Source organism: Deinococcus aerius (genome assembly GCF_002897375.1).
GTDB classification, from domain to species: domain Bacteria; phylum Deinococcota; class Deinococci; order Deinococcales; family Deinococcaceae; genus Deinococcus; species Deinococcus aerius.
Genome location: NZ_BFAG01000001.1, coordinates 185,167 through 211,895 on the forward strand (window position 1 = coordinate 185,167; position 26,729 = coordinate 211,895).

Sequence of the window (26,729 nt, forward strand, 5' to 3'; positions counted from 1 at the left end):
CTGAACAGGTTTCGGCCTCGCCTGGCCTCCCGGGCGCCTATCATGCCCCTACCATGAACAGCGAGGCGCTGGTGCAGGCGTACCGGGAGGCCCTGCCGGAGTACGAGCGGCTGCGCGACGCGGTGGTGGCGCACACGACCCGGCTCCTGACCGAGGCGGGGCTGAACATCCACCACGTCACCGGGCGGGTCAAAAGGCCCGCCAGCCTCGGCGACAAGCTGCGGCGCAAGCCCGGGCGGTACACCGGGCTGGAGGACGTGACCGACCTCGTGGGGGTGCGGGTGATCACCTACTTCGCCAGCGACGTGAACGTGGTCGCCCGGCTGATGGAGGAGCACCACGTCGTGGACTGGGACCACTCCATCGACAAGTCGCGGATGCACGACCCCGACCGCTTCGGCTACCTGGGCGTGCATTACGTGCTGCGCGCCGAGCCCGACCTGGTGCCCGAACTGCCCGGTGCCCGCTACGAGGTGCAGATTCGCTCCATCCTCCAGCACGCCTGGGCCGAGATTGAGCACGACCTGGGCTACAAGAACCGTGAGGCCGTCCCGCGCGAGGTGCGGCGCCGCTTCTACCGCCTGGCGGGCCTGCTGGAGATGGCCGACGAGGAGTTCATGGCCCTGCACCGCATGGTCCGCGACTACGCCGCCACCCTGCCCGCCCGCGTCGCCGAGGACCCCGAGAGCGTCTTCATCGACGCGCAGAGCATGAAGTACCTCCTCTCCACCTCGCCCGTCCACGACCTCGACGAGGACCTCGCCGCCGCCCTGCGCGTCCCCCTCCTCGCGGGCTGGCCCGACCCCGAGCGCCCGCAGCGCCTCGCCAGCCTGCTGCACTACGTCGGCGTGCACTCGGTCGGGGGCCTGCTGCGTGACCTCGCCCGGCACGCGGCGGAGGTGCGGACCTTCGGGGCGATCCTGATGCCCCGCCTGCCCGAGACGTGGAAGCCCATCGGGGGGCTGCGGCCCGGCATCAGCCTCGTGCAGTACGCCCTGCTGCGGGCCTGCGCCAACCCCACCCTCGACCCCGACGAGGTGGTCCGGGTTCTCGACCTGAGCGGGCGGGAAACCCTGGAGGAGATGGTGGCGAAGGTGCGCGAGGTCTACGGGCAGGTCATGGGGCACTCGGCGGCGGACTGAGGAAGCCCCCCGGGCTCAACTTGTCCGGCGAATCGGAAAGACCACCTCCACCACATGCCGCTGCGCCGGCTCCGGGTCGTGGCTCAGGTACACCTCCCGCAGCGGCCCGGCGACCTCCAGCTCGCGTTCGGCCACCCAGCGGGCCACGGCCTCAAACGCCTGCGGCAGGGCGGAATAGGGGCCGACGTGCCGGTTGCAGGCGACCTCCCCACCGGGCAGTTCCCCGCCCACGACCCGCCCCTCGCCCTCGGCCCGGGTGGGAACCGGCACGGCGCAGTCCACCGGGACGACCTCGCCCTCCTCCGGCAGGGGGTAGGCGCACCAGGGCGCTCCCGCCGCCGGAAGATTCCGGCGCTCCATCAGGGCGCAGACCTCGGCCATCGCCTGGCGCAGGACTCCACCCGTCTCGGGCAAGGCCACCTCCTCCCGCACGAACCGGTGCGGCTCTGTTCTGAGGCGGACTCGGTATTCCATAGGAACCTCCTGAAGGAGCGTCTCCAGCGCGGCAAGTTGGTCCGGGGTGGACGCGAGCCGACGCTCCAGCCGCTCCCGGTGCGCCTCCAGCACGGCCCGCCTCCGGGGTGTCCGCCGACACGTAGGCGCGGATGGCCTCCAGGGGAACGTCGAGGTCGCGCAGGGTGCGGATCATCCGGGCCGCCCCCACCTGATCGAGGCGGTAGAGCCGGGAGCCGCTGCCCGACTCGACCCGGGCGGGGGGGAGCAGGCCGAGGTCGCCGTACAGCCGCAGCGCCCGCGGGGTGAGGCGGGCGAGCTGGGCGAAGCGGCCGATGGGGACGAGCTGGGACATGGAACTTCTCCTTGGGGGCCAGTGTTGGGCTTGACGCGGCGTCAAAGTCAAGCCCCTCATCCCGGCAGCGCGCCCGACTAGACTGCCCCCATGAACCAAGCCGTGACGCTTGCCCCCGCTGAGGCTCCCCTCATCCTGCGGTTGCTCGTCGGGAGCGTGCCACTCGTGCTGGTCGGTGTGGCCATGCTGGCGCTGAGGGACGCCCCGGCCGTGGGCCTCCTGGTCGGAGTGCTGGGGCTCCTGCTACTGGGGCTGTTCCAGCTTGCCCCCCGCCGCCTCGCCTATACCCTGACCCCGGACGCGCTCGTCGTCACCCGCCTCCTGGGCCGCACGGTTCTGCCGTACGCCGGGATGCGGGCGCGGCGCACCGCGGGGCACCTGGGGTGGCGGACCCTCGGGACGGGGCTCCCGGGTTACCTCACCGGGCACTTCACCTTCGGCCCCGATTTCACCAACCACGTCCTCGCCGCTTCCAGCCGTCCTGACGGCGGCGTGATCGTCGAGTCGGGGGGCCGCGCCTATTTCCTGACCCCCGCCGACCCGGAGGGGTTGCTTCGTGTCCTGGAAAGGCGCGGGGTCCAGGTGGCCCTATGACCCTCCTCCTGCTGCCCGACCTGGGCGACCTGCTGCGGCTGCACCCCCAGTACAACGCGGGCACCGTGGTCGAGTTGCTGCGGTGGCTGGAACGTGGCGGCTTCCCGGCCCGGGAGGTGTGGTGGGCGAGCGGCCCCGACCCCGACCATCCCCTGCGAGACGCCCTCCCTGCCGCCCGCTTCACCCTGCGCGAACTGCCCCCGCCGCCGGAGGACGCCGAGGCCGACCACGCCCAGCTCGTCTCCTTCCTGAACCAGTACCCGCAGGGCCGCGACCGGCTGCGCGAGGCGGGCCGGGCTGAACAGACCTTCGCGGCGGTGCTGACGGCTCCCCTGACTGTGGGGCAAGTCTTGAGCCCCGAGGTGCTGGGAGCCGCCCGGACCTACCACGCCGCGACCCGGGAGGCGCTGGGCGAGGGACCGGGCACCCGCTGGCGCGAGCGGCGGCTGGAGGGCGTCGTCTCGGCCCTGGCTGGTGTGGGGGAGGGAGTGGTCCTCGCCCCGCTCGACGACCTGCCCGATCTGCTGGAACGGTTGTCTGAGGCCCGGCTGCCCGATGTGGAAGGCTTCACCCCCGGCGAGACCTCCCGCCTGCGCGCCCTGGCCGACCGCGCCTGGCAACTGCGCGAGGACGACGACCTGGGTGCGTTGCTGGAGGCGCTGGACCGCGAGGCCGGGGACGCTGTCACCCCGAAGGCCGAGCTGGACGCTGCCGCCGCCAGTATTTACCTCGCCGTGGGGGACCTGGGCAGTGCGCGCGCCCTCCTCGAACGGGCGGCGCACGCCCTGACAGATGAGATACCGCGCAGCCTGCCGGGGTTGATCCTGGCGCGGCTGGGGCAGGTGCGCGACGCGCAGGGGGACCGGGAACTGGCCGAGCGGACGTACCGGGCGGTGCTGGCCCTCTCGTACGCCCCGGCGGCCGCGCGGGCGGCGGCGGAGGCGGGGCTCCGGGAGGCCTTCCGGCTGGAGGGGGTGTAGCTACCGCACCCGCTCCAGCCACCACGCCCGCACCTCCAGGTGTTCGGCGTGGAGCAGGTGGGGCTCGCCCTCCAGCGGTATCCCCAGCCCGTCCGCCAGGGTGTTCTCGGCGATCACGGCCTCGGCGCGGCGCAGGGGCCAGGCGACGTGGTCGATGCGGCCCCGGAAGACCCGGCCCCGAGAGTCGGCGCTGTAGAGCGCGAGCCGGTCGGTGAGCCAGGCTTCCAGGCTGTCCGGCGCGGGCGTCAGGGCCGGGCCGACCGGGCGATACGCGGCGGCGAAGCGGGCAGGTGGCTCTCCCCGGTGGGTGCGGAGGCTCGCATACCGGGTGACCTGCCCCTCCCGGTCCACCCACATCCGCGCGTCGAAATAGGGGAGGTGGAAGAAGCGGCGGGCCAGGCGCACGGCGAGCGGTTGCGCGGCGTCCAGGCTGTAAAACCACACGCCGGGCACCCCGTCCACCGTCACGTAGGTCCGCAGGTTGAGTTCGGGAAAGGCGCTCAGGCCCGGCACCTCGGGGGCAAACCGGGGAGCCACGCCACTCATGCGGAAGGGCACGGCGCCCAGCCACGCCCGGCCCTCCCGCGTGTCCACCTCGATCCCCCTGGGCAGCGTGCGCGTGATGGCCTCCGGGTCCACCCGCCAGTGCAGGAAACAGAGGTCCTGCCACGTCATCCTCAGGACCCAGGGGGTGCGGGGCAGCGGCAACTTCGTCATGGGCCAAGCATGGGGCCAACTCCCCAAAAAGAACCACCCCCCCGGGACGCGGAGGGGTGGGGGAGGGGCTGTTCTTACGCCCGCTTGCGGCGGCGCAGGCGGTCCATCGCGGCCTCCAGGCTCAGGCGCATGCGCTCAAGCGCCTGAGCGAGGTCGCCAATCTCGTCGTTGCGGTCGGCCTGCACCGGGCGGGTCAGGTCGCCCATGCTGATGGCGTCGGCGACCTTCACCAGACGCTCGATGGGCTGCACGACGCGCCGGGCCGAGCGGACGGCGAGCGACGCCGCGAGCGCCAGGGCGAGGAGCGACACGCCCAGCACCAGCAGCAGCGTGTTGCGGAGGTTGATCGCCGCCTGGGTGTTGGGCACGCCCACCGCGATGCGGTACAGCAGGTTAGAGCTGTCCTGGGTGGCGTCCACGGTGCTGCGCTGGCCGGCCTGGGTCTCGACCACGCCCAGGCGGCTCACGATGTAGCTGTTGCGCTCAGCGCGCTGGTTCTCCTTCTGCTCGGCCTCGGCGCGCAGCTCCCGGGCCTGGGCCGAGTCGCCCGCCCCGACCGCCTCGAGCTGCGCGAGCTGCTCGCGGTAGGCGTCGGCGGCGCTGCCGCTGCTCACGAAGGTGCCCGTCTCGGGGTTCTCCCGCAGGAAGGTCGCCACCCGGCCCTGGAGGGTGCCGTCGAGCCGCGGGTTCTGGCTGCGGAAGTAGGTCGTGCCGTCGGGCAGCTCCACCCGCACGAAGCCGACCGACGAGCGGCGCAGCAGCGCGTCGAGCTGCGCGTTCACCGTCTCCTGGTCGCGGGTGTCCAGGCTGGTCCCCACCGCGACCGCGACCGCCTCGGCGTTCTGCGCCACGAGCTGCCGCTGGAGGCTGGGCAGGATGGCGGTGAGCAGGCCCAGCGTCACGGCGGTCGACAGCGCCAGCGGCGCGAGCGCCCCGAAGGCCATCTGCCGGGCCAGGCTGCGGCGTCGGCCCAACGAGGCGCGCGCCTCCTCGGCCCCGGCGGTCAGGAACATCTCGGGGGAGGCGGGCTCCTCCTGCGGCTTGGCCGCCCCGCTGTCCAGGGTCAGCGCCCCCGTGAAGTCCGACCAGATGTCGGCTCCCGGGGTGGCCGCGTCGGCCGTGGGGACGGGCGGCGCTCCCGAAGTCCGGGTTCCCCCGAGCAGGTCGGCCTCCCCGCTGGGCGCGCCGGGCAGGGCAAAGGGGTCGCCCGCCGGGGCGAAGGGGTCGGCGGCGAGCCAGCCGCTGTCATCCTGAGCGGGCAGGGTCAGAACGCCCGTCTCGCCGCGGCTGGCTGCGGCAAAGGGTCCGGCCTGGGGCGTGCCCAGACCCCCGCCCTGGGGCAGGGGGGCGCCGAAATCGGGGGGCGGGGGCGCGAGGACCACGCCGCCCTCCGGCTCAGGCACGGCGCGGATGACCGAGGGCCCGGACGCGACGGCCTGGAACGGCTCGGAGAGGACGCCCGTTTCCTCACGCACCTCCTCCAGGGCGACCTGCGCGCCCACATCCTGGTAGACCTGGAGGAGCAGGTCCGCGCGGGGCCTCCCGGTGGGCTTCATCAGGCGGCCCGAGCGCCGGGCGGCGAGGCGCTGCGCCTGCTCGGGGGAGAGGCCGAAGCGCTCCACGAGCTGCTGTTCCAGCACGGAACGCACCTCATCGGGGACGGGTTGGCGAATCACGACCGTGTACTTCATGGGTTGCCCTTCCTGGTCGCCGGGTGGGCCGTCCCCTTCTGGAACGCGCCCCCGGGCCACCACTGTCTGGAGTGCCGGGAAAGAGGAGGGGTGGTCCCGCTCGGGAAAAGCGGGTCGGGGCGGCTCATGCAATGCCCCGCGCCCGGAGCTGGCGCACAAAGGCCTGCACCTGCGCCTCGCTGAGCTGCGCGGCTACCTTGGAAAGCAGGGTGCTGAGGGTGATGCCGTCCCCCAGCTCGTCGAGCACGTCGTCCACCACGAATTCGCCCATGGGACCCATCACCGCGATCACGCACTGGGTCACGGCCCGGGCGGTGGCCTCGGTGACGGGCTGGGTGCGCTGCGCGGCGCGGTTGGCCCAGGTCGCGGCCTGGGCGACCAGGGGGGGCACGTCCTGGGGCGCGATCCCGGCGAGGCGGGCGACCTCCTCGGTGCCCCGCCTGCCGTCCACGTGGTGCATCACCCGCCACAGGGCGAAGGGCAGGGGGGTGTCGTCCGTCAGCCCGGCGGGCCAGGTGACGCGGGGGCTGCCGGAGGTGGGGGCGGTCATGTGTTCTCCAGTCCGCTGGACGCCCACTCGGGCCGCGTCCGCAACTCGGCGAGCGGCAGGTCGGCCAGCCGCAGCCCCAGCCGGGCGAGCGTGCCCTGGAAAGCGCCCAGCAGCGCGGGTTGCGCCTCACCGAGGGGGAGGTCGGGGTCCACCCGCAGCCGCCCGCCCGCCACCGTCACCTCCCGGGCAAAGGGGTCGAGGCAGGGGTGGTGTTCACTGAGCCGCACGCTGACCTGCCGCCACGCCTCGTCGAGCGGGGACACGCGGTGCGCGGCGGCGATCAGGTCGGTCCAGAAGGTCAGGAGCGCCTCCCTTCCTCCCGGCCCCCCCGGCAGCCGCGGCAGCGCGACGCAGGCGGCGCCCGGGGCGGGCAGGGTGCCGTCCAGGGGCTGGCCGCCTTCCCAGAAGCTGCACGCGGGGCCGCCAAGCAGCACCCCGGAGAAGCGCTCGCGGGTCAGGGCGGCCTGCGGGGTCGGCCAGAGGCCCTCCAGCGGCTGGGGCGCCCAGGTGCGGCTCGCCCACACCAGGTCCGCGACCGCCGGGTCGACCGCCGCCAGGGTGACCTGAGCGCGGGGCAGGGCGGCGAGGGCGGCGGGCCAGGTCACGTCGCCCCCGGCGGAGAAGCCGCCGCGCAGGGTGCCGCGCACCCAGACGAAGCGCGCCCAGCCCGGCCCCTGCTGCGCGTCGAACACGCCGCTCAGGCCCTGCGTCTGCCGGGCGGCGAGGTCCACCGTCACCTCGGTCCAGGGGTAGTGGTCGGTGTGAAGTTGCGAGTAGACGGCGCGGCCGGGTGGAAGGGGCAGGCGGGGTTGGGGCATGTCGTGCAGGGGTCCGTGGGGAGAGAGGGCGGGGATTCGGGCCGCGGCCCCTGGCGGGAGCGGCACGGCGGGCTCTGCTCCCGTCATCACACCGCATGGGGTCTTACCGCCCGCTTACACCCCCGAGGTCTTGACCTGGCCAACATCCGCCGCTCATCTGCTCGCAACAGAAAAACCGCCGCGGCATGGGCCGGGCGGTCGGGGGAGTGCGGAGGTCAGCCGAGTTCGGTGAGCAGCGCCTGCACGCGGGCCTTCAGGTCGCCGCGTCCCTGGGGAGCGCCGAGCTGGTGCAGGCCGCCGTGGTAGGCGTCGGGGTCGCCGAACAGGCGCGACAGCAGCTCGAACTCGCGCTGGCTGCGGAGCGAGGCGTCGTCGCGGAAGAGGGTCACGTACTGGTCCTGAAAGGCCCAGTCGCTGAGCCCCCCGTCCAGGTAGGCGCGCATCAGGCGGCGGTAGGGCTCCACGTTGTCGTCGGTCGCCACCGCGCCCTCACCGCTGCGGTGGGGCACCTGCGCCTCGAACACGGGGGCGAGCGCCTGCGGGGTGATGTCCCAGTTGTTCACCTCGAACTGGGGCTGCCCGTCCCGGAACAGGATGAACTGCGGGCTGTGGTGCTGAATCCCGGTGATCTCCGCGACGTGGTTGCTCGCGGGGCGCCAGTCCACCACCCGGATAAAGCCCACCGGCAGCTCGTGCCGTTGCAGGAAGGTCTCCAGCACGCCGAAGCCCTGCATGGTCTTGTGACAGGTTCCCGCTTTGAACACCGCCGCCAGCGGGTATTCCTGGAGGAAGGCGTCCACCTCCTCCGGCGTCGTGAGGGGCAGCAGCACCTGCTTGTGGTCGGTCACGCTCTGGGTCATGCCCCCAGGATACGCCCCACTTTAGAAAGTGAAGTGAGGCGGGCCACAAGGGCGGGGGCTAGAGTCGAGCATGTCGGACGCCACAGAATTCGTGAGTTTCACCCTCGGGAATGTCACGGTGAGCGGCTTCGTGACGGCTGGCGAGCTGAGCCAGATGCATTCGGGCGAGGTCGTGGACGTGCTCCTGCGTCATGTCATTGCTGTCCACGGCGATGTGGGAGAGGAGGTTCCGCTGGGCGACGTGGCCTGCACCTTCATCGGGGGCGAGCCCTCACCCTTTGTGCCGCCGCGGAGCTGAAGTTCAGTTCAGCGTCCAAACCTGTGCCTTGAGGTGCGTGGCCCCTGGGTAGTCCTCACCTGGTCCCAGACGTTCCGTCACCTTCCCTTGCCGCCCGGCCTCCCCCAGCCCAGCCGCGACCATCCGCTCGAAGGCCGCGTTGCTAACGCCCGCATGGTTGGTCAAGGCGAGGAGCCTTCCACCGGGTGCCAGCACCCCCACCGCCAGCGCCGCCAGCCGCCCGTAATCCCGCTCGGCCCGCCACACGCCGCCCCGGCCCCGCGCGAAGGAGGGCGGGTCGAGGATCACGAGGTCGAACTCGTCGCCCCGCCGCCTGAGCCTGCCCAGCCACTCGAACACGTCGCCGTACAGGAAGTCGGTGTCGGGGGCCGCGAGACCGCTGAGGGCGTAGTTCTCCTGCCCCCAGGCGAGCACCTTGCGCGAGAGGTCCACGTTCTTCACCACCTCCGCGCCGCCGAGGGCCGCATTCAACCCAAACCCGCAGGTGTAGGCGAAGGTATTCAGGACCCGGCCCCCCACCGGGGCGTGCTCCCGCACCCAGGCGCGCAGCGGGCGGGCATCGGTGAACAGCCCGATGCTCAGGTCCGCGCCGGGCCGCAGCAGGAAGGGCACCCCGTTCTCCAGCGCCACGACCTCGGGCCGCGCCTCGCCCCAGACCGGGTCCGGCGGAGAGAGCCACTCCCGCGCCACGTTCGCCATGTGGCGGGCCTCCACCGGGCGGCGTTTGAGGTAGACCGAGGCCACTCCCGGCAACGCCCCGCAGGCCTCGGCCAGCCTTGCCTCCTCCTCACCGCTCAGGTCCGCATACAGGCTCAGCACCGCCGTGTCCCCCGCCACGTCCACCGCGAACAGGCCGCCCGTCTCGGTGGTGTGGGCCGCGCGGAACACGGTCGTCCCCTCGCCGGGAAGATGGGCACGCCGGGCGAAGAGGGCGGGCAGGTCGGGGAATGGGCGGATCACGGGGGCAAGTGTAGGGAGGTTGGTGGTCAGTGGGTAGTGGTGAGTGGAAAAAGAAAGCGGGAGCAGACGCAAAAGCCCCCGCTCCCACTCACCACTGACTACTCCCCACTCACGGCCTACGGCCTCCCCCCCAGAATCCACCACACCGCCGCCGTCGCCACCGCTGTAATGACCCAGAAGCGCAGGGTGACGTGCGTTTCGGGCCAGCCGCTCAGCTCGAAGTGGTGCTGGATGGGGCTCATGCGGAACACCCGCCTGCCGCGGAGGCGGAAGGAGATGACCTGGATGACGACGCTGAGGACGGCGACGACCGGAATGATCGCCGCCAGGGGCAGCAGCCATACGTCGGCGTACAGCACGTAGGCCCCCGCCGCGATGGCCCCGATGGCGTGGCTTCCCATATCCCCCATGAAGACCCGGGCGGGGTGGGCGTTGAACCACAGGAACCCCAGCAGGGCGGCGATCAGCAATGCCGAGACGGGCGACACCGCCAGCAGCGGCAGCAGCACGATGATCGCCACCCCCGCCAGCAGCCCGTCCAGCCCGTCGGTGAAGTTGAAGGCGTTCACCGCCCCCACCATCACCAGCGTCAGCAGGATGATGTCGGGAACCTGACCCAGGCCCGGCAGCAATTCGTGGGAGGCGAGGGGCGCGGCGAAGGAGGCGAAGGCCGCGCCGACCAGGATTTGCAGCGGGAACTTCTCGCGGGCCAGGAGTTCCTTCTTGCCCCCACCCCGCATCCGCGAGCGAACCTTGAGCAGGTCGTCGATGCCGCCGATCACGCCCATGCCGAGCGCGGTCAGCATGATGAGCAGTTCCCGCTCGCCGCCCGCGTGGCCGGTGAAATGCAGCGGGAAGAACACCAGGGCCAGCGCCAGGACGAAGGGGACGCCGCCCGCCGTGGGGGTGCCCTCCTTTTGCAGGTGTGTCTGCGGGCCTTCCTTGCGAATGGGTTGCCCCCAGCCGCGCGCCTTGCTCAGCCGGATAAACAGCCCGACGAGGAACCACGACAGCAGCGCGCAGAGGGCGATCACGCGCGGCCCCGGAGGGTGAGCCAGATCATGAAAAGAAGCGGCATCTCAACCGGGGAGACTAGCATGGGGGACGCGGGAGCCCCCGGGCGGGGTGCCCAGGGAGGCCGCCCGTGCCCGCTCGGCCAGCCTCCCGAACACCTCCCGCAGCCCCGCCGGGCCGTCGATCACAAAGACGCACTCCAGCCCCAGCAGCATGGCCGCGAAGGGCTCCAGATGCTCCCGGGTGCAGCGCAGCCGCGTTCCTCCCCGCAGGGGGTCGGGTTCCAGGGCTACCCGCCAGAAGCGCAGGGCCGCCTCCTCCGGCGGGAGGTCCAGCCACACCTCGATCTCGAAGGGCGCGCGCACGAAGGGCAGGGTGGCGCGCAGGTAGGCCCGGGCGTCGAAGTCCGGCGGGCGGGTGAAGGGCCGCTCCAGCTCGGCGGGGGCCGAGATGCGGTCGAGGCGGAAGGAGCGCAGCGCGTCCCGCAGGCAGCAGCGGCCCACGGCGTACCAGCGCCCGTCCAGGTGAACGACCCCGTACACCTCCACCTCCCGCCGGGTCCGGGTGCCCTCATGGGAGCGGTAGTCGAAGGCCACCGTCCGCTCGGCCCCCACGGCGGCGAGCAGGCAGGCCAGGACGCCCGCGTCCGTCGGGATCGTCCAGGGGGAGGCGTCGAGCTGCACGGCGTCCTCCAGGGTCCGCACCCGCTCGCGCAGGGCGTGGGGCAGCGTGCGCGCGAGCTTGGCCCCCGCCCCCGCCACCGCCGGGGCCAGCGCCGTCAGCCCCAGGTGGTGCAGGGCGTGCAGGCCCAGCGCCAGCGCGAGCGCCTCCTCCCCGCTGAACATCAGGGGCGGCAACCGAAAGCCGGGTTTCAGCCGGTACGCGCCCCCCACCCCCCGGGTGGACTCCACCGGAATCCCCAGGTCCTGAAGGCGGGCGATGTACCGCTGCACCGTCCGCGAACTGACCTCCAGCCGCCGCGCCAGCTCCGCGCCCGTCACGCGCTCGTGCGCCTGGAGGAGTTCCAGCACGGTCAGCACCCGCATGGAGGGGTCGTACATGGTGCCAGTGTGACACGGAAAGACGACGGGTCCTGACGGGAATCACGGTTACGCTGGAGGCAGAAAGCGGCCCTCTCGGTTCGCCTTCGGTGGAGGATCCATGACGCAGACCGACGCTGCCCCCGCCCTCACGCCCTCCCTGGTGTCCCCCGAGTACCTGCTCGCCCACTGGCAGGGTAACCGGCGCCTGACCCGGCGGGTCATAGAGGCGTTCCCGGAAGACCAGCTCTTCACCTTTACCGCCGCGCCGCCCATGCGGCCCTTCGGGGAGCTGGCCTGGGAGGTCGTGGGCCTGGCCGACTACGTGCTCAGGGGGCTGAACACGGGGGACTGGTCATGGACCCCGCCCGCCGGGGCGGCCCCCCCACGACCGCGCCGCTTGCTCGCCGCGTGGGATGAGCAGACGCCCCGCTTGGAGGCCGCCGTGCCCGTCTACCCGCCGGAGCGCTACCAGGAGAAGCGGGACATGGCCTGGGGCCACTTCTCGCCGCTGGATACGGTGCTGTACGCCATCGAAAACGAGATTCACCACCGTGGGCAGGGCTACGTGTACCTGCGCGCCCTGGGCATTCAGCCGCCCGCCTTCTATGAACGTTGAGGCGCTGTGCATGTCGGTCCTCAGGCGTGGCTGCTCCGGTCCCTCGTCGTCGCGCCCCCCTGGGCATGACGGACCCCCAGCGCACCCTCCCTGGAGGTAAACACGCTTTGGTGAAACACAGAGACAGTATTCTCCCACGCTTTCTAGACTGGCCGTACCATGTCACAGCAATCGCTGCATCCCTCTGCCCCCCGGTCGGGCAAGTTCCAGCCTGGGGGGTTGCGCCGCTTCTGGAGCAACAATGCCCTCTCCATCGTGGTCTTCGGCCTGTTCCTGCTGTTCTGGGGCGGGCAGAGCTTCGCCGGATTCAAGAACTACAACGAGGATCAGGTTGGTCACCAGCAGAGGACCGTGACCTACACCCAGTACCTCCATACCAGCCACTTCTGGGAGGCGACCGGGGAGAACTGGGAGAGCGAGTTCCTCCAGATGGGCTTTTTCGTGGTCCTGACCGTCTACCTCAAGCAGCGCGGCTCGTCGGAATCGAACCCCTACCCGGACGAGGAGCAGGGCGGCGAGGCCGAGTCCGGGGGGAGCCAGGCCAGCCCCGCCGCCCCGGTTCCGGTGAACCGGGGTGGGCTGGCGCTCGTCCTCTACCGCAACTCCCTGTCCATCGCGCTGCTCGTGCTGTTCCTGCTCTCGTTCGCCATCCACGTGATCAGCGGCGCGATGGAGTACAGCCAGGAGCAGATCGAGCATGGGGGACAGGCCGTGACGCCCCTCCAGTTTCTGGAAACGTCCCAGCTCTGGTTCCAGTCCCTCCAGAACTGGCAGAGCGAGTTTCTCGCCATCGGCGCGATGGTCGTGCTGACGATCTATCTGCGCCAGGTGGGGTCGTCGCAGTCGAAGCCGGTGGAGGCGCCGAACAGCCAGACGGGTGAGGAATAGGCGAGGAAAGAAGGAGGCCGGGGAATCCTGCCCCCGGCCTTCGCCTTTGCCCTGTCAGCCCAGCCGGGCGATCACCGCGTCGGTGAATTCCTGCGTGCCCGCCGTGCCCCCCAGGTCGCGGGTGCGCGGCCCCTCGGTGAGCACGGTGTTCACGGCGTCGTCAATCCGGCGGGCCACGTCGTGCGCGCCGATGTGGTCGAGCATCAGCACGGCGGCCAGAATCGTGGCGGTGGGGTTGCTGATCCCCTGCCCGGCGATATCGGGCGCGCTGCCGTGCACGCTCTCGAAGATGCCGAACTGGTCGCCCACGTTGCCGCTCGCCGCGATCCCGAGCCCGCCCACCAGCCCGGCGGCGAGGTCCGAGAGGATGTCGCCGAACATGTTCGTCATGACCATCACGTCGAACTGGGCGGGGTTGCGGACGAGCTGCATCGCCGCGTTGTCCACGATCATGGTGTTCGTGGTCAGTCCTTCCCGGCCCTGCGCCTGCTCCAGCACGGTGTTCATAAACAGGCCCTGGGTCACGGGCAGCACGTTGGCCTTGTGAACGACCGTCAGCTTCCCCCGCCGCTTGAGGGCGAGGTCCACCGCGAAGCGCCCGATGCGCTCGCTGGCGTCCTTGGTGATCACCGTGTCGGCAATCGCGGTGTCGCCGTAGCGCCGCTCCTGCTCGACGTACAGGCCCTGGGTGTTCTCGCGCACGATCACGAGGTCCACGTTCTCGTAGGCGCCGGGCACCGGGCGGGTGCGGGTGGGGCGCACGTTGGCATAGAGGTTGTACTTGCGCCGCAGGTGCCGGATCGCCCCGAAAAAGCCCGCGGGCTTCTCGCCGCTGGGGCTGGTGGCCGCGCCGAAGAGGGTGGCGTCGGTGTTCTCGACGGCCTCGTAGGTCGCCCCCGGCACGCTGGTCCCGTGTTCCAGGAAGTACTCGTATCCGGCCTCCGCCGTCACATACTCGGCGTCCAGGCCCGACGCCTCCAAAACCCGGCGGGCGGCGGGGATGACCTCGTGGCCGATGCCGTCCCCCTCGATCAAGCAGATGCGGTACTTCGCCATAACCCCGCCAGTCTAGACCTTTGCCAAGGGGAGCGTCACACCTGGCACGCGGCGAGTACGTCACCGACGACGTGACGCGCCAGCAGCGGCCCGAGCAGGAAGCCCTTGCTCCCCAGCCCGGAGAGGCGCCAGGTGCCGTTCGCCGTCCGTCCCGCCACCAGCCCGGAGAGCCGGGTGCCGCTCCACTGCCCCGTCACCCGCGTGCCGCCCAGGTCCGTCAGGGCGTCCGCCTTGCCCAGCAGCCAGCGCAGCGAGGGGAGGGGGAGGTCGGGTTCCCGCCAGGTGGGCGTCGGGGCCTCAAAGGTCGCGCCCAGCACGCCACCGGGGGCGGCTGGAGCGAGGTAGGCGCCGAAACTGACCGGCACAGAAGTGACCGGGTGATCCAGGGTGAGCAGTGTTCCCGCCCGGTGCGTCCCCGTCTCGCCCGCCCAGCCCGAGCCGACCGAGCCTCCGCACCAGACCACCGCATCCCCCCGCAAGACCCCGCCTCCCTCCAGCAAAACCGAACGGGCGTCCCAGCCGGTCACCCGCGCCCGCACCACCTCCGCCCCGGCGACGGTGAGGAGACCCGCCGTAAAAGCCTCGCCGTCCACCCAGCCCCCTTCGGGCAGGTGCAGGACGTGCGCCCAACCGGGTGCCAGGGGAACGGGCGCGGCCTCCGGCGCGAGCCAGACGTGCGGCAACTCCGGGGGCAGGTTCCGCCCGAACTTCTGGCGCACCCGGTCATCGGGAACGGGCCGCAACACCCCCTCCCGCCCGTGGGGAACGTGTACCCCGGCCTCCCGCAACCCGTCCACCAGCGCCCAGGTCAGGTGCATCCCCTCCAGCGCGCGGGGGTCCACCTGCCCCGACTGCCCCCGCACCGGGTTGACGAGGGCCGAGGGGACGTGGCTGGCGGGGTGCCGCCCAGCATCCACGACCGTCACCCGCGCTCCTTCCCGGGCGGCGAAGGAGGCGACGGACGCCCCGGCCACGCCGCCACCGATCACCAGGAGGTGAGGCGCCCCGCTCACGCCCCCCGCACCGCCCGCAGGCATTCGCGTTTCCCGGGAGGGCCGGGGCGCTTCTCCACCGTCAGGCCGCTCGCCGCCAGCGCCCGGCGCACGTGCCCGGCGGCGCTGTAGGTGGCGAGGACGCCCCCCGGCCCGAGCGCCCCGGCCAGCCGCCCCACGAACGCGGGCGTCCACACCTCGGGGTTGCGCGCGGGCGAGAAGCCGTCGAGGTAGAGGGCGGTTGCCCAGCCCAGCGGGAGGGGGGCCGTCAGAACATCCTCGAAGTGAACGGTGAGTCTGACCTTCCCCGCCTCCACCCGCAACGGCGATTCCCCACCCCAGCCTGCCAGCAGGGCCGCCCAGGCCGGATGGTCCGCCCCCTCCCCGTCCTCCGCGACCGAGCGCAGCACCTCCGCAGGCGCGGGGTCGAACTCGTAGGCGACATACTCCAGCGGCACGCCCCGCCAGGCGCCATCCGCCAGCGTCGCCCGGAAGTTCACGCCCAGGCCGAAGCCTACTTCCAGCACACGGGGATGGGGATGGCAGGTCGTGCCCGTGCCCTCCACGAAGACGTGCCGTGCCTGCCCCGCCGCCCCGTGCCGCGAGCCATACGCCTCGCCGTACCGGGCGCTCAGGGCCGTGCGCGAGCCGTCGGGGGTCAGGATGATCTCGCCCGCCGGGCTGCCGGAACCGCCGTTCATACCCGGTCAGGATACGGGCGGGGGGAAGCCAAAAGGCTGGAAGAACTCGCCTTCCAGCCCCGGGGCAGGCGGGCGGTCAGGGTTGCGGGTCGGTGCCGCCCGTGCCCTCGGCGAGGGTCCGGTCACGGATAAGGCCCTGGGGGTCCTCCACGTCCAGTTCCTCGCGGCGCAGGGTGAGCCGCTCGGTCTGGGTGTAGGTCCGCGCCTGCTTGCTGATCGTCACGTCGCTGAGGGGATACACCCGCTTCTCGACGACGGCGCGTTCCTCGTACAGCGGCACCTCGTACGTGCGGCCGACCTCCAGCGTCTCGCCGTTCATGGTGACGCGGCCTCCGGTTCCCTCCTGCACGGTGATCTCCAGATGCTCGCTGTGCAGGGTGATAGGCACCGTCTCCTCGCGCTCGCGCACCACCCGGCGGACGGTGACGCTGCCCATGCTCTCGGGGATCACCTCGACGGTGGCCCGCTCCTCGTGCAGGCGCAGCCGCTCGACGACCTCCCGGACATTGCCCTCCCGGACCTCGGTGACGCGCGTTTCCCCGGCCCCCTGCTGCCTCTCCCGATCCTGCTCGTCCATGCCTTCCCCCCTCTGCCCGGCGCTCCCTCCCCCAGCCGGGGGGCGGAGCGTGAAAGAGGCGGGGTTGCCCCCGCCCTCCCGACGTGTTGCGTTTACAGGTTACGGTCGCGGTCGGTCGTGCTGCTCGACGTGGTGCTGCTGGAGGTCGTGCTGCTGGACGTACTGGTGTCGCCGCTCTCCAGGCGCACGTCGCCCGTCTTGTTCACGTCCAGAACCTCGCGGCCGATCGTCTCGGTGACCTGCTGGGTCTCGGTCACGGTGCGCTTGCCGATCTCGACCTCCTCGGTCACGTAGGCCTGCTTCTGGACGTTGGCGCGCTCGGCCTCCAGGTCCACGCGCACCGTCTCGCTCGCCGCGCCCAGCACGGCCCCCTCGACGGGGCGGGCGTCGGTCACCGCGTGGCGCTCGATGACCACCTCCTCGCGCTGGAGGGGCACATTGACCGTCTCCTGGTGGGTCACGACGTGCTTGCCGATCTCGACCGCGCCCGCCTGGAACCGCTCCTTGTTCACCATCAGGCGCTCTTCGAGGAGCTGGAGGCGGTCCGGCGTGCGGAAGGCCCGCTCGCGGTAGGCGGTCGCGTCGGTGCTCGCGCCGCGCAGCACGCGCTCGTCGGCGGCCAGCGAGGAGTTGCTGAACGACTGGTCCGTGCCGCTCTGGTCGTAGGTGTAGGTCTGGTCGTAGCGGTACTCGCCCAGGTCGCGCACCTGGTCCTTGGTCAGGTTGTCGAAGTACACGCCCTCGTCCGCGAAGCGGGCCTCGCCCACGGGGACCATGACTTCCTTGGAGGAGAACCAGCCACCCACATCCACGATCAGGTAACGGATGCGGCCGGTCGAGCTGTCCACCAGCGCGTCACGCACGGTGCCGATCTTCTCGCCGCCGACCCCGTAGGCGGTGTTGCCGCTGGGGTTGTACACGCCCTCGCCCGACAGGTCGAGGTTGTTGTCGCGGTTGAGGTCGGACAGGCGCATCAGGGAATTCTGGGGCATCGTCATAAGGTCCTCCGTTGGGGATGGAATGCTGTGCAGGGCGTTCCCCGTACCGCCCAAGTCTCGGTGGAAAAGCCCACATTCTGCTGAGCCCGACCTAAAGCCCACCCTGAGCCGACCTTGAGATGGAGGTCATGATTCACACCGCGTTGAAGAATGCCGTCGCCGAGCAGGTCGGCAGGTTCCGAAAGGGCACCGGGCCGCACCAGGGGAGGCGCCCTGGGAAGGTCGGCTCCGCGCCCCCTGGCCGCACTCCTGGGCGCCGCGCGGGTGTAAGCTTTTCGCACCTCAATTCACCTCTGCCCGCGTGGTGTGTGGTCGCCCGCCCTCCTCTTCCTGCCTCACGGAAAGGTCTGGTGGTCCCCTGTGCAGTCTCAGAATGTCCCTGTCCGGGTGGTGAGCCTCGCCGCGCACAGCGGCGCGGGAAAGACGACGCTCGCCGAAGCCCTGCTGGTCCAAAGCGGGGCTCTTTTACGCGCCGGGCGGGTGGAGGACGGCACCACCCAGAGTGACCACACCGACGCCGAGAAGGCCCACGGCTTTTCCATCTCCACGAGCGTGCTGCGGCTCTCGCACCGGGGCACCGACCTCACCCTGCTCGACACGCCGGGCTACGCCGACTTCGTGCGCGAGATTCGCGGCGGCATCCGGGCGGCGGACTCCGTCCTCGTCCTCGTCAGCGCCGTGAGCGGGGTGGAGGTCGGCACCGAGCGCGTGTGGGCCACCGCCGACCGCTTCGCCATGCCCAGGATCGTGGTGATCTCCAAGATGGACCGCGAGCGCGCGAACTTCTCCGCGGTCCTGGCCGACATCCGCGCGAGCCTGAGGGGTCCGGTCGCCCCGGCCTTCCTGCCGGTGGGGGAGGGGCCCGGCTTCCGGGGAGTGGTCGACGTGCTCGCCGCGAATGAGGACGAGGTGCCCGGCGAACTCCGCCCCGCCCTGGCCGAGGCGCGCGAGGCCCTGGTGGACGCCATCGTGGAGACCGACGACGAGCTGATGACCCGCTACCTGGAGGGCGAGGAGATCGGCACCGATGAGCTGCGGGCGGCCTTCCTGCGCGCCGTCCACGCGGGCACCCTCTACCCGGTCATCCCGGTCAGCGCCGAGACGGGGGTGGGTGTGCCCGAACTCCTGGGCCTGATGGTGGACGGCCTGCGGAGCGCCTCCGAGCGCGGCGTGGTCACGGGGGTGGACGGGCAGACGCGCGAGCCGACGCCCGATGCGCCCGCCTCGGCCCGGGTGTGGCGGGTCAGTGTGGACCCCTACGTGGGCAAGCTCGCGTACATCCGTGTCTGGAGTGGCACGATCCGCCCCGGCGACACGCTGCGGAACACGACGCGCGGGGTGGATGTCAAACCCGCCCACCTGTACGTCGTGAGCGGCAAGGAGCTGACCGAGGTGCCCGAGCTGCGGGCCGGAATGGTCGGCGTCCTGACCAAGCTCCCCGACCTGCATACCGGCGACACCCTGGCCGACCCCGCCCATCCCATTGAGTACGATCCCCTGATCCTCCCCGACCCGGCCCACACGGTCGCCCTCTTCCCGAGAACGCGCCTGGACGAGGACCGTCTGAGCGGGGCGGTGGCCCGTCTCCTCGACGAGGACCCCACCCTGCGCTTCGAGCGCCAGCCCCAGACAGGTGAACTCCTGCTGTCCGGCATGGGTGACATGCACACGACCATCGCGGTCGAGAAACTCGCCGCGCTCGGCGTGAACGTGGACACGGGCGTGCCCCAGATCCCCTACCGCGAGACCATCCGGGCCTCCTCGCAGGCGCAGGGCAAGCACCGGAAGCAGTCGGGCGGGCACGGCCAGTACGGCGACTGCCACCTGCGGCTCGACCCCGGCGAGGGCTTCTCCTTCCGCTCGGAGGTCGTGGGCGGCGCGATTCCCTCCAAGTACCTCCCCAGCATCGAGAAGGGGGTGGGCGACGCGATGCAGAGGGGGCCGCTCGCGGGCTATCCCATGCAGGATGTCCACGTGGCCGTCACCCACGGCTCCTACCACGACGTGGACTCCAGCGACCTCGCCTTCCGCACCGCCGGGGCGCTCGCCTTCCGCAACGCGGTGGAGGGGGCCAGGCCGGTCCTGCTCGAACCCGTCATGCTCCTCAAGGTCCGCGCGCCCGCCCAGTTCACCGGCGACCTGATCGGCGACCTCCAGACCCGCCGCGCCCGGGTGCAGGGCATGGACCCCGAGGGCACCGTCATCACCGTCACGGCCGTCGTGCCCCAGTCCGAACTCCAGACGTACTCCGCCGACCTGAGAAGCCTGACGGGCGACCGCGGCGCCTTCAGCGTGAAGCCCTACGGCTACCAGGAGGTGCCCGAGCATCTGGCGAAAAAGGTCATTGAGGCGCGGAAGGCGGCGGCAGCGGGGTAGGGGAGGCGTCAGGGCGAGGGGGAAGGCTCGGTCTGCGCCACTACCCGGTCGCCCTCGAAGCTCAGCGTCCAGTCCCCCCGTCCCGGCGGGCCGTACCACGTCCACAGCCGGGACTGGAGGAGGGCGTGGACATCGGTGAGGGGGGCCTCGGGGGCTCCTCTCACCCAGAGGGCTTCCAGGTGGGTCAGGCCCTCCAGGGAGGGAGGTTGCCCGGGCAGCCAGGGCCACGAGCGGCGTACCAGGTTCCGCACCCTGTTCGGCGGGGGCGTGAGGCTCAACTCCCGGCCCAGGTGCCCCTCGTCCGCGTAGAGTTCGTCGAATTCCCGGCAAGCCCCGCTCGCCGCTGGCCGGAAGGGGTCCGCGTGCGGGCCAGTGCCAGCACCGAAGACCGCCCGAAACCCCTCAGGAAGCCGGAACCGCACCACGATGGGATTCTCGACGGTTCGCGGGAGGATGGTCCCGCCCCGCAGCGGCACGGCGGTTTTGCGGTGAGGCCGACTGAGGCTGACGACGTGAACGGGAGTGAGGGGCGAGTCCATGAAATCCACGAAGCCGCCCCCCACCCGGCAGGTGAGGGGGCCGCCGCCGTATACCCACACGTCGCGCCCCACGTACATCTCCCGGAGGGCCTGAAGGCTCATGCCTGTTCGGGGGGCGTGCAGGACGGATGCAGCGGGGGAGGCGTTCCCGCGGTTCTCCCCCGGCACCCGGCAGGCGGCCAGGAGGATCAGGCCGCAGAGGGCCAGGCCGACACGGGACGTGGGCGCCATGCCCGAAGTTATCCGGCGCGGCTGACGCCCAGCTGAGCCAGGGAACGATTCGCCCTCGCCCAACCTCGTAGCATTCCCCCCATGACCGCCACCCTGCCCCGCGTGATCGCCGACCTCCGCTCCGACACCGTGACCACCCCCACCCCGGAAATGCGGGAGGCGATGGCGCAGGCCCCCGTCGGGGACGACGTGTACAGCGAGGACCCGACCGTCAACGCGCTTCAGGCCGAGGTCGCGCGCCTGACCGGGCACGAGGCCGGGCTCTTCATGCCCAGCGGCACGATGACGAACCAGGTCGCCATCGCCCTGCACACCCGCCGCGGCGAGGAGGTGATCTGCGCCGAGGGGAGCCACATCTACGAGTGGGAGCTGGGGATGATGGCGACCTTTTCCGGCGTGGTGCCGCGCTTCGTGCCCGCCCCACTTGGCGTGCCCGACCCGGAGGCGGTGCGCCTCGCCGTGCGCCACTCCATCCACCAGTCGCCCACGGGCCTCATCAGCCTGGAGAACACCCACAACAAGGCGGGCGGAACGGTGATTCCCCTGGGCGTGATCGCCGCGATCCGGGAGGTGGCCGACGAGGAGGGCCTGCCCCTGCACCTCGACGGGGCGCGGGTCTTCAACGCCGCCGCCGCGCTCGGCGTGCCCGTGGTCGAGATCACCCGCCCCTTCGACACGGTGAGCGTGTGCCTGAGCAAGGGGCTGGGCGCACCCGTGGGCAGTGTCCTCGTGGGCAGCGCCGCCGCCATGAAGCAGGCCCACCGCTACCGCAAGATGATGGGCGGGGGGATGCGCCAGGCCGGAATCCTCGCCGCCGCCGCCCTCGTCGCCTTGCGGGACGGTCCCGCCCGCCTGGAGGCCGACCACCGCCGCACCCGCAGGCTGGCCCAGGCGCTGGTGGAGGCCGGGTACAGCGTCAACCTCGCCGCCGTGCAGACGAACATCATCTACGTGACCCTGCCGAATGCGGCGGGGCAGGTCGCCCGCTGGGCCTCGGCGGGCGTGCTGGCGAGCGCCCTCGGCCCCGACTCCGTGCGCTTCGTGCTCCACCACCAGGTGACGGACGAGGCACTGGAGGAGGCGATCCGGGTCCTGACCGCATGAGTGGATGAACGGAAAGGAAGACGCACCCGCCCGGCCCCGCGCGGTAGGCTGGCCCTCATGACGGCCCCGGACGTGCCCCCCACCCCTGTCGCGCTCACCCCGGAAGGCACCGCGCCGTCCCCCAGTATCCGCGCCGTGGACGGCAACCGGGCCGCGCTGGCGCTCCTGATTACGCAGAACGTCGTGTCGGCGGTGCTGCTGGGCCTGCGGCTCCCGCTGGGCCTGTCGTTGCTGGGGGCCTTCGTGGGCACCGTGCTCGTGGGTCTCATCTTCTTCCGGCCGACGCTGACGGCCCTGGTGCGCGACACGCGCTGGCGCACGCCGCCCGCCTGGGGCACCGCCCTGGCCGCCTTCGTGCTGGCGTTCCTGGCGTCGCGGGCCTTCGTGCTGGCCTACGTCACGCTCTTTCCGGGCGGGGCGGACGCGATCCCGCAGTTCCTGAGCCGCGGGGCGGACCTGTGGCCGCTGCTGCTCGCGGCGGGGCTGCTCGTCCCCTTCGCCGAGGAGGTCGCCTTCCGGGGCCTGATGCTGCGCGGCCACGAGCGGGCGGCGGGCTTTCTCGTCGCGGCGGTGACGACCTCCCTCGCCTTCGGGATCGCGCACGGGGTCCCGGCGAGCGTGGTGGGCATCCTGCCGCTCGCCTACGCGCTCGCCCGGCTGGTGCAGCACACCGGCAGCCTGTGGAACTCGGTGATCGTCCACGCGCTGAACAACACCCTGGCCGTCGCGCTGGGCAGCATCGTGGCGGGCCGCGACCTGGGCGACCCCTCACAGGCGACCGCGATGCTGAAGAATCCCGCGCTCGCCGGGCCCCTCGCCCTGGGCGCGCTGCTCTTCGGGGTGGTGGTCCTCGCCGTGCTGCACCTGTGGCTCACGCCGAAGCCCGACCCCCGGGTCCGCTCCGCCCCCGGCCCCTGGCTAAGCGCGGCCTACGTGATCATCGTGCTGTTCGGCCTCGTCTCCGCCGCCTACACGCTGCCCATCGTCCAGCAGGCGCTCACCACCCTGCGCGGCGCCCTGCGTTGAGGGCCGGGGTGCTGCGGCGGCTGCGGGACCTCGCCCGGCACCTCAAGGGGGAACTCCTCGCCCTGAGCCACGCCGCCCGCGACTCGCGCACCCCCTGGCCCGCCCGGCTGCTCGCGCTGCTCGTCCTCGCCTACGCCCTGAGTCCCATCGACCTGATCCCCGACTTCATCCCGGTGCTGGGGCAGCTCGACGACCTGCTCCTCGTGCCCGCCGGGCTGTGGCTGGCCCTGCGCCTGATCCCGCCCCCCGTCATCGCCGACGCCCGGGCGCAGGCCGCGGCCCAACCGGCCCGGCTGGCGCGGAGCCTGTGGGGGCTGCTCCTGATGCTCGGGCTGTACGCGCTCGCCGTGGGACTGCTGTGGCGGTGGTGGGCCAGCCGGTAGGGCGCAGCCGCTAGAGTAGCCCCGTGGCCCGCCGTTCCCGCCCCGCGCCCCCACCCCCGCCCCCCGAGGCACCGCTCGCCGCCGAGGTGCTGACGGCGCCCGGGGCCTTTTTCCAAAAGCTCCGCGTCGCCGAGCCGCGCCCCTGGCGCTACGTCGCCCCTGTTCTGCTCGCCGCCGTGCTGGCGGGCGTGGTGTACGCGCTGCTGCTGCGGCCCGTGGGGGCGCTCGGCGGGGCGGGCTTCCTCACTCACGTCAGCAACGTGTTCGGAACGTTCTTCCTCACGGTGGTGAGCGCCGCGCTGATGTGGGGGCTGGGCCACCTGAGCGCCGGGCGGGAGGGCCGCGCGGCCGAGGTGTACGGGGCGACCTTCGCCCTGCTGCCGCCGCTGTACCTGCTGCTCGCCGTGCTGCTGCTGGTGCTGCCCGGGCCGAACCTGAGTGGGCTCGCCCTGCCCGCCGACTGGAGCGACGTGCTGCGCGCCATCTCCGGGGCGCCACTGACCCGCGCGGCCATCGCGCTCACGCTGCTGGGCACGCTGGCCCAGTTCGTCCTCGCCTACCGGGGCTTCCTGATCCTCACGGGCAGCCGGGGGCGGGCCCTGCTGGGCACCCTCTCGCCGCTGGTGCCCGTGCTGCTGCTGACCCTGGTTGGGTTTGGGCCGCTGCTGTCGGGGCTGTTTTAGAGAACGTCCGGCCCTGCCCTCGGGAAAGGGAGGCGCGGGGGGGCCTCTCCCCGTCCGCGCCTCCACTTGAGCGAATGCCTCAGGCTGAACTCAGGATGCTCTTCGCCGGGTCCCACAGCCTCCACAGCTCGTAAACGCCGATCAGGAGGTGCAGCACCAGCTTCGCGGCGATGCCTGCCAGCAGGCCGATCAGGGTGCCCCAGGCGGCCCGCACCCCTTCCAGCACAGGTTTGCGGACCACGAACAGCTCGGCGACCAGCGCCCCCCCGAGCGGCCCCACGACCAACCCGAATGGCAGGAAGATGCCCACCACGCCGCCGATCAGCGCCCCCCACACCGCCTGCTTGCTGCCGCCGTATCGCCGCGCGCCCCAGGCCGACGCCACGTTGTCCACCATGGAGATCAGGAACGTGATCACCGCGAAGGTGAGGAGAAAGGGCAGGTCCGGCCAGACCTGAAACCCGTCGATAAAGGTGGCCGCCACCGTTCCGGCAAAGATGATGACCGTCGCGGGCACGGCGGGCACGAAGGTCCCGACCATGCCGATAATCCATGCGATCAGAAAGACGAGGAAAGCGAGACTCATACGCTCCGGGGTACGGGGTGAGAGGGGCGGAGGTTCCGGGTTCCTAACGCCCGTTAGGCGGGCGCAGTAAGCTGTCCCCATGACCACGACCCAGCCCGAGGCCGGAACGAACCGTATCTCCTTCCTGCCCGTCCCCGACGAGACGCAGGTGCCCGAGGGCGTCCGCAAGCTGTGGGGCAAGGCCGAGGCGAATATCGGCTTCGTGCCCAACGTGTTCCGGGCGCAGGCGGTGAACGGCGAGCAGTTCCTGGCGTGGTGGAACTACTTCAACCTGCTGCTGAACAAGGAGGGGTATCTGACGAACGCCGAGCGCGAACTCGTCGCGGTGGTCGTCAGCAGCGGGAACCGTTGCCTGTACTGCGCGGTCTCGCATGGGGCGGCCCTGCGGGAATTCAGCGGCGACGCGCAAAAGGCGGATGCCGTCGCCGTGAACTGGCGCCAGGCCGAATTGACCGAGCGCGAGCGGACGCTGGCCGAGTATGCCGAGAAGCTGACCCTGCGCCCCGCCGAGGTTACTGCCGCCGACCTGGAGCCCCTGCGCGCGGTGGGTCTGGACGACCACCAGATCATGGAACTCGTGCAGGTCATCGGGATGTTCAACCTGACAAACCGGGTGAGCAGCGCGCTCGGCTTCGTCCCGAACGCGGAATATTACTCGCAGGGGCGGTGAGGGGCGGGCGGGAGAGGGAGTCTCACCCCCCGTCCTGCCCCCGCCTCACGCCTGCTGGTAGCTCGTCGCCTTCCAGGCACAACCGTCGCGGTTGAGCTGCACGACGCCCTTGAACGTTTGCGCCATCACCTTGCCCGTCAGGCGCTGCTTGCCCTGCACGGTGATGCTGCCCCTCACCTGGGCCGTGTCGCCCCGCACGTTCGCCTCGCCCACATTGATCTGGTACTGAATGTCGGCGTACATCAGCCGGTAGACCGGAGCCATCGAGGAGAGTTTCTCCTGGGCGGCCGTCTTCGCCGCCGCCTGCACCGCCGCTGCATCGGATGTGGAGGAGGCGACGCACTCGGTCCCCTGCGTTCCAGGCTGGCCCGGTGCCCCCGCGTTGGCCGAGCCCCCCCACGCCAGCGTTACCCCGGCGAGCGCCAGGCTGAGAGGGCGGTTCCAATAGTTGTGCTGAGCAAAAATCATGGGGCGGGTTGTACCTCGTCCCCACATGAAAAAAGTCCAACCCGGCTGAGAGCGGTTAGGCCCTCCTAAATCAGTACGTGTAGAAACCCCGCCCGCTCTTGCGTCCCAGCAGGCCCGCCTGCACCATTTTCCTCAATAAAGGCGAGGGCCGGTACTTGTCGTCGCCCAGGCCCCGGTGCAGCACCTCCATGATGGCGAGGCAGGTGTCCAGCCCGATGAAGTCCGCCAGCGTCAGCGGCCCCATCGGGTGGTTCATGCCCAGTTTCATGATCTGGTCGATGGCCTCCGGCTCGGCCACGCCCTCCATCACGCACTGGATGGCCTCGTTCAGCATGGGCATCAGGATGCGGTTGGAGACAAAGCCGGGGTAATCGTTGCACTCCACGGGCGTCTTGCCCATCTGCCGCGCCGCCTCGGTCACCTTCTGCGCCGTCTCGTCGCTGGTGGAGTAGCCGCGAATGACTTCCACAAGCTGCATCAGCGGCACCGGATTCATGAAGTGCATCCCGATAAACCGCTCGGGCCGCCCGCTCGCCGTGGCGAGGCTGGTGATCGGGATGGAGGACGTGTTGCTCGCCAGGATGCCGTCGGGCTGAACGATCTCGCCCAGTTGGCGGAAAAGCTGCGCCTTGATCGCCTCGTTCTCCACGACCGCTTCCACCACGAGGTCGCAGTCGGCGAAGTCCCCAAGATTCGTGGTGAAGGTGAGGCGGCCCAGCACCTCCTCCGGCGTGCCCGTCAGCCTGCCCTTCTCGTGCAGCTTGGCGAGGCTCTTCTCGATGGTGGCCCGTCCGCGTGCCAGGAACTCGTCCTTCACGTCCTGCACGACCACGCTAAAGCCACTCTGCGCGGCAACCTGCGCGATGCCGCCGCCCATCTGACCTGCTCCGATAACTCCGAATCTCATAGAAGTGCTCCTTGGTTATCTGGGTTGTCCCCGCATCGGGAAACGGTTGAGAATGGAGTTGAGCTGTTGTATGGCTAGGGGCAGATAAGTTTGATCCAGCTCCGCATAGAAGCGGTGTTCCTGAGTCATTTGATTCGGAGTAATTTCAATCTCCGCTGTTATAGCTCCCGTCCCCTTGCCCTCAAGGCGGAGCTTAAGTTCCGGCTCAATCGTCCATAATCCAGCCTCGGCATCTAACCTGTCGTACAGCATCTGCATTTCGTCGCGGAAGCGGGCCAACTCTGTGGTCATCAGAAATGGTCCTTCAACACGCACACATGCTTGACCGGGGAGGTCTACTTCGGCGGTAACGATGACCCAGTTAGCGTCCCAGTATTCGTCCGATTCCTGAAACTGATAACCATGCACCTTTAGGCGTAAGGGACCTAGGTTGAAATCTGAGTTGTCCATCCC

31 protein-coding genes and 1 pseudogene are annotated in these 26,729 nt (G+C 71.0%); 12 read left to right on the forward strand and 20 right to left on the reverse strand.

All coding sequences use genetic code 11. From position 1 onward, the window contains the following. The first annotated feature begins 53 nt into the window (after window positions 1-53). Entirely contained in the window at window positions 54-1,142 is a 1,089-nt protein-coding gene (locus tag DAERI_RS00825) for a GTP pyrophosphokinase (protein WP_103127583.1), read from the forward strand. A 15-nt stretch (window positions 1,143-1,157) separates the two neighbouring features. Here DAERI_RS00825 and DAERI_RS00830 read toward each other — a convergent pair whose 3' ends face one another. Together DAERI_RS00830 and DAERI_RS23215 are read right to left on the reverse strand one after the other, a co-directional pair. Continuing rightward, window positions 1,158-1,709: a GyrI-like domain-containing protein gene (locus tag DAERI_RS00830; RefSeq protein WP_103127584.1), complete on the reverse strand. Its 552-nt coding sequence runs from the start codon at window positions 1,707-1,709 to the stop codon at window positions 1,158-1,160. A 34-nt stretch (window positions 1,710-1,743) separates the two neighbouring features. Further along, a pseudogene (locus DAERI_RS23215) lies at window positions 1,744-2,010 on the reverse strand (MerR family transcriptional regulator); the annotation flags it as partial. Between the two features lie 30 nt (window positions 2,011-2,040). On the opposite strand from DAERI_RS23215, the gene DAERI_RS00840 reads away from it, so the two are divergent. Next, the gene (locus tag DAERI_RS00840; protein WP_103127585.1) at window positions 2,041-2,544 is read left to right on the forward strand and encodes a PH domain-containing protein; all 504 of its coding nucleotides are present in this window, start codon (window positions 2,041-2,043) and stop codon (window positions 2,542-2,544) included. Next, window positions 2,541-3,524 carry a hypothetical protein gene (locus DAERI_RS00845; protein WP_103127586.1) on the forward strand — a complete coding sequence of 328 codons (984 nt, stop codon included), beginning with the start codon at window positions 2,541-2,543 and terminating at the stop codon, window positions 3,522-3,524. The genes DAERI_RS00840 and DAERI_RS00845 overlap by 4 nt, the downstream gene beginning before the upstream one ends. Here DAERI_RS00845 and DAERI_RS00850 read toward each other — a convergent pair whose 3' ends face one another. From DAERI_RS00850 to abxC, 5 genes are all read right to left on the reverse strand, one after another. Continuing rightward, window positions 3,525-4,241: a YqjF family protein gene (locus DAERI_RS00850; RefSeq protein ID WP_103127587.1), complete on the reverse strand. Its 717-nt coding sequence runs from the start codon at window positions 4,239-4,241 to the stop codon at window positions 3,525-3,527. Window positions 4,242-4,315: 74 nt separating this feature from the next. Then, window positions 4,316-5,932, reverse strand: coding sequence for a HAMP domain-containing protein (locus tag DAERI_RS00855; protein WP_103127588.1), 1,617 nt, complete (start codon window positions 5,930-5,932; stop codon window positions 4,316-4,318). 124 nt (window positions 5,933-6,056) lie between these two features. Beyond that, entirely contained in the window at window positions 6,057-6,482 is a 426-nt protein-coding gene (locus DAERI_RS00860; RefSeq protein ID WP_103127589.1) for a DUF8082 domain-containing protein, read from the reverse strand. Further along, window positions 6,479-7,300, reverse strand: coding sequence for a hypothetical protein (locus DAERI_RS00865; RefSeq protein WP_103127590.1), 822 nt, complete (start codon window positions 7,298-7,300; stop codon window positions 6,479-6,481). Before DAERI_RS00865 ends, DAERI_RS00860 begins: the two co-directional genes overlap by 4 nt. A gap of 215 nt (window positions 7,301-7,515) precedes the next feature. After that, window positions 7,516-8,160, reverse strand: coding sequence for a monothiol bacilliredoxin AbxC (gene abxC, locus DAERI_RS00870; protein ID WP_103127591.1), 645 nt, complete (start codon window positions 8,158-8,160; stop codon window positions 7,516-7,518). Window positions 8,161-8,230: 70 nt separating this feature from the next. Between abxC and DAERI_RS00875 the strand changes: the two genes are divergently transcribed. Beyond that, the gene (locus DAERI_RS00875) at window positions 8,231-8,458 is read left to right on the forward strand and encodes a hypothetical protein (RefSeq protein WP_103127592.1); all 228 of its coding nucleotides are present in this window, start codon (window positions 8,231-8,233) and stop codon (window positions 8,456-8,458) included. A gap of 3 nt (window positions 8,459-8,461) precedes the next feature. On the opposite strand, the gene DAERI_RS00880 is transcribed toward DAERI_RS00875, so the two are convergent. The 3 genes from DAERI_RS00880 to DAERI_RS00890 all read right to left on the reverse strand — a co-directional run bounded on the left by DAERI_RS00880 (window position 8,462) and on the right by DAERI_RS00890 (window position 11,493). Next, the gene (locus tag DAERI_RS00880) at window positions 8,462-9,418 is read right to left on the reverse strand and encodes a class I SAM-dependent rRNA methyltransferase (RefSeq protein WP_103127593.1); all 957 of its coding nucleotides are present in this window, start codon (window positions 9,416-9,418) and stop codon (window positions 8,462-8,464) included. A 116-nt stretch (window positions 9,419-9,534) separates the two neighbouring features. After that, window positions 9,535-10,452 carry a phospho-N-acetylmuramoyl-pentapeptide-transferase gene (locus DAERI_RS00885; protein WP_103127594.1) on the reverse strand — a complete coding sequence of 306 codons (918 nt, stop codon included), beginning with the start codon at window positions 10,450-10,452 and terminating at the stop codon, window positions 9,535-9,537. 45 nt (window positions 10,453-10,497) lie between these two features. Beyond that, on the reverse strand, window positions 10,498-11,493 hold the full coding sequence (locus DAERI_RS00890) for a helix-turn-helix transcriptional regulator (protein ID WP_103127595.1): 996 nt from the start codon (window positions 11,491-11,493) through the stop codon (window positions 10,498-10,500). 100 nt (window positions 11,494-11,593) lie between these two features. Here DAERI_RS00890 and DAERI_RS00895 point away from each other — a divergent pair, with 100 nt between their 5' ends. After that, window positions 11,594-12,091, forward strand: a complete 498-nt coding sequence (locus DAERI_RS00895) for a DinB family protein (RefSeq protein WP_103127596.1) — start codon at window positions 11,594-11,596, stop codon at window positions 12,089-12,091. Window positions 12,092-12,250: 159 nt separating this feature from the next. Further along, the gene (locus tag DAERI_RS00900; protein WP_235610156.1) at window positions 12,251-12,979 is read left to right on the forward strand and encodes a DUF6766 family protein; all 729 of its coding nucleotides are present in this window, start codon (window positions 12,251-12,253) and stop codon (window positions 12,977-12,979) included. A 54-nt stretch (window positions 12,980-13,033) separates the two neighbouring features. Here the strand turns inward: DAERI_RS00900 and DAERI_RS00905 are convergent, their stop codons facing one another. The 5 genes from DAERI_RS00905 to DAERI_RS00925 form a co-directional block, all read right to left on the reverse strand. Beyond that, window positions 13,034-14,035 carry an isocitrate/isopropylmalate dehydrogenase family protein gene (locus tag DAERI_RS00905; protein ID WP_103127598.1) on the reverse strand — a complete coding sequence of 334 codons (1,002 nt, stop codon included), beginning with the start codon at window positions 14,033-14,035 and terminating at the stop codon, window positions 13,034-13,036. 35 nt (window positions 14,036-14,070) lie between these two features. Continuing rightward, window positions 14,071-15,072 carry an NAD(P)/FAD-dependent oxidoreductase gene (locus tag DAERI_RS00910; RefSeq protein ID WP_103127599.1) on the reverse strand — a complete coding sequence of 334 codons (1,002 nt, stop codon included), beginning with the start codon at window positions 15,070-15,072 and terminating at the stop codon, window positions 14,071-14,073. Then, window positions 15,045-15,728, reverse strand: coding sequence for a tRNA (5-methylaminomethyl-2-thiouridine)(34)-methyltransferase MnmC2 (mnmC2, locus tag DAERI_RS00915; RefSeq protein ID WP_103127600.1), 684 nt, complete (start codon window positions 15,726-15,728; stop codon window positions 15,045-15,047). The genes DAERI_RS00910 and mnmC2 overlap by 28 nt, the downstream gene beginning before the upstream one ends. Window positions 15,729-15,804: 76 nt before the next feature. After that, window positions 15,805-16,305 (reverse strand): DUF2382 domain-containing protein, encoded by a 501-nt coding sequence (locus DAERI_RS00920; protein WP_103127601.1) that lies wholly within the window; start codon window positions 16,303-16,305, stop codon window positions 15,805-15,807. A 92-nt stretch (window positions 16,306-16,397) separates the two neighbouring features. Next, the gene (locus DAERI_RS00925; RefSeq protein ID WP_103127602.1) at window positions 16,398-17,303 is read right to left on the reverse strand and encodes a PRC and DUF2382 domain-containing protein; all 906 of its coding nucleotides are present in this window, start codon (window positions 17,301-17,303) and stop codon (window positions 16,398-16,400) included. Window positions 17,304-17,663: 360 nt separating this feature from the next. Between DAERI_RS00925 and DAERI_RS00930 the strand changes: the two genes are divergently transcribed. Then, window positions 17,664-19,679, forward strand: a complete 2,016-nt coding sequence (locus DAERI_RS00930; RefSeq protein ID WP_103127603.1) for an elongation factor G — start codon at window positions 17,664-17,666, stop codon at window positions 19,677-19,679. Window positions 19,680-19,687: 8 nt separating this feature from the next. Here DAERI_RS00930 and DAERI_RS00935 read toward each other — a convergent pair whose 3' ends face one another. Continuing rightward, window positions 19,688-20,449 carry a hypothetical protein gene (locus DAERI_RS00935; protein ID WP_103127604.1) on the reverse strand — a complete coding sequence of 254 codons (762 nt, stop codon included), beginning with the start codon at window positions 20,447-20,449 and terminating at the stop codon, window positions 19,688-19,690. Between the two features lie 81 nt (window positions 20,450-20,530). Between DAERI_RS00935 and DAERI_RS00940 the strand changes: the two genes are divergently transcribed. From DAERI_RS00940 to DAERI_RS00955, 4 genes are read left to right on the forward strand one after another with little or no spacing between them, the layout of a single operon-like run. Next, entirely contained in the window at window positions 20,531-21,553 is a 1,023-nt protein-coding gene (locus tag DAERI_RS00940) for a threonine aldolase family protein (protein ID WP_103127605.1), read from the forward strand. Window positions 21,554-21,610: 57 nt separating this feature from the next. Next, window positions 21,611-22,579, forward strand: coding sequence for a CPBP family intramembrane glutamic endopeptidase (locus DAERI_RS00945; protein ID WP_103127606.1), 969 nt, complete (start codon window positions 21,611-21,613; stop codon window positions 22,577-22,579). 8 nt (window positions 22,580-22,587) lie between these two features. Continuing rightward, window positions 22,588-22,962, forward strand: coding sequence for a YkvA family protein (locus DAERI_RS00950; RefSeq protein WP_103127607.1), 375 nt, complete (start codon window positions 22,588-22,590; stop codon window positions 22,960-22,962). A gap of 23 nt (window positions 22,963-22,985) precedes the next feature. After that, window positions 22,986-23,645, forward strand: coding sequence for a YIP1 family protein (locus tag DAERI_RS00955; protein ID WP_103127608.1), 660 nt, complete (start codon window positions 22,986-22,988; stop codon window positions 23,643-23,645). A gap of 79 nt (window positions 23,646-23,724) precedes the next feature. Here the strand turns inward: DAERI_RS00955 and DAERI_RS00960 are convergent, their stop codons facing one another. Beyond that, entirely contained in the window at window positions 23,725-24,231 is a 507-nt protein-coding gene (locus DAERI_RS00960) for a DUF456 domain-containing protein (protein WP_103127609.1), read from the reverse strand. 79 nt (window positions 24,232-24,310) lie between these two features. On the opposite strand from DAERI_RS00960, the gene DAERI_RS00965 reads away from it, so the two are divergent. Then, window positions 24,311-24,901: a peroxidase-related enzyme gene (locus DAERI_RS00965; protein ID WP_103127610.1), complete on the forward strand. Its 591-nt coding sequence runs from the start codon at window positions 24,311-24,313 to the stop codon at window positions 24,899-24,901. 45 nt (window positions 24,902-24,946) lie between these two features. Here DAERI_RS00965 and DAERI_RS21855 read toward each other — a convergent pair whose 3' ends face one another. The 3 genes from DAERI_RS21855 to DAERI_RS21860 form a co-directional block, all read right to left on the reverse strand. Then, window positions 24,947-25,369: a hypothetical protein gene (locus DAERI_RS21855; protein ID WP_133161935.1), complete on the reverse strand. Its 423-nt coding sequence runs from the start codon at window positions 25,367-25,369 to the stop codon at window positions 24,947-24,949. Window positions 25,370-25,439: 70 nt separating this feature from the next. After that, window positions 25,440-26,276 (reverse strand): 3-hydroxyacyl-CoA dehydrogenase family protein, encoded by an 837-nt coding sequence (locus DAERI_RS00975; RefSeq protein ID WP_103127612.1) that lies wholly within the window; start codon window positions 26,274-26,276, stop codon window positions 25,440-25,442. Between the two features lie 15 nt (window positions 26,277-26,291). Beyond that, complete coding sequence (locus DAERI_RS21860) at window positions 26,292-26,726, reverse strand: WapI family immunity protein (RefSeq protein WP_133161936.1); 435 nt, start codon at window positions 26,724-26,726, stop codon at window positions 26,292-26,294. Window positions 26,727-26,729 lie beyond the last annotated feature (3 nt).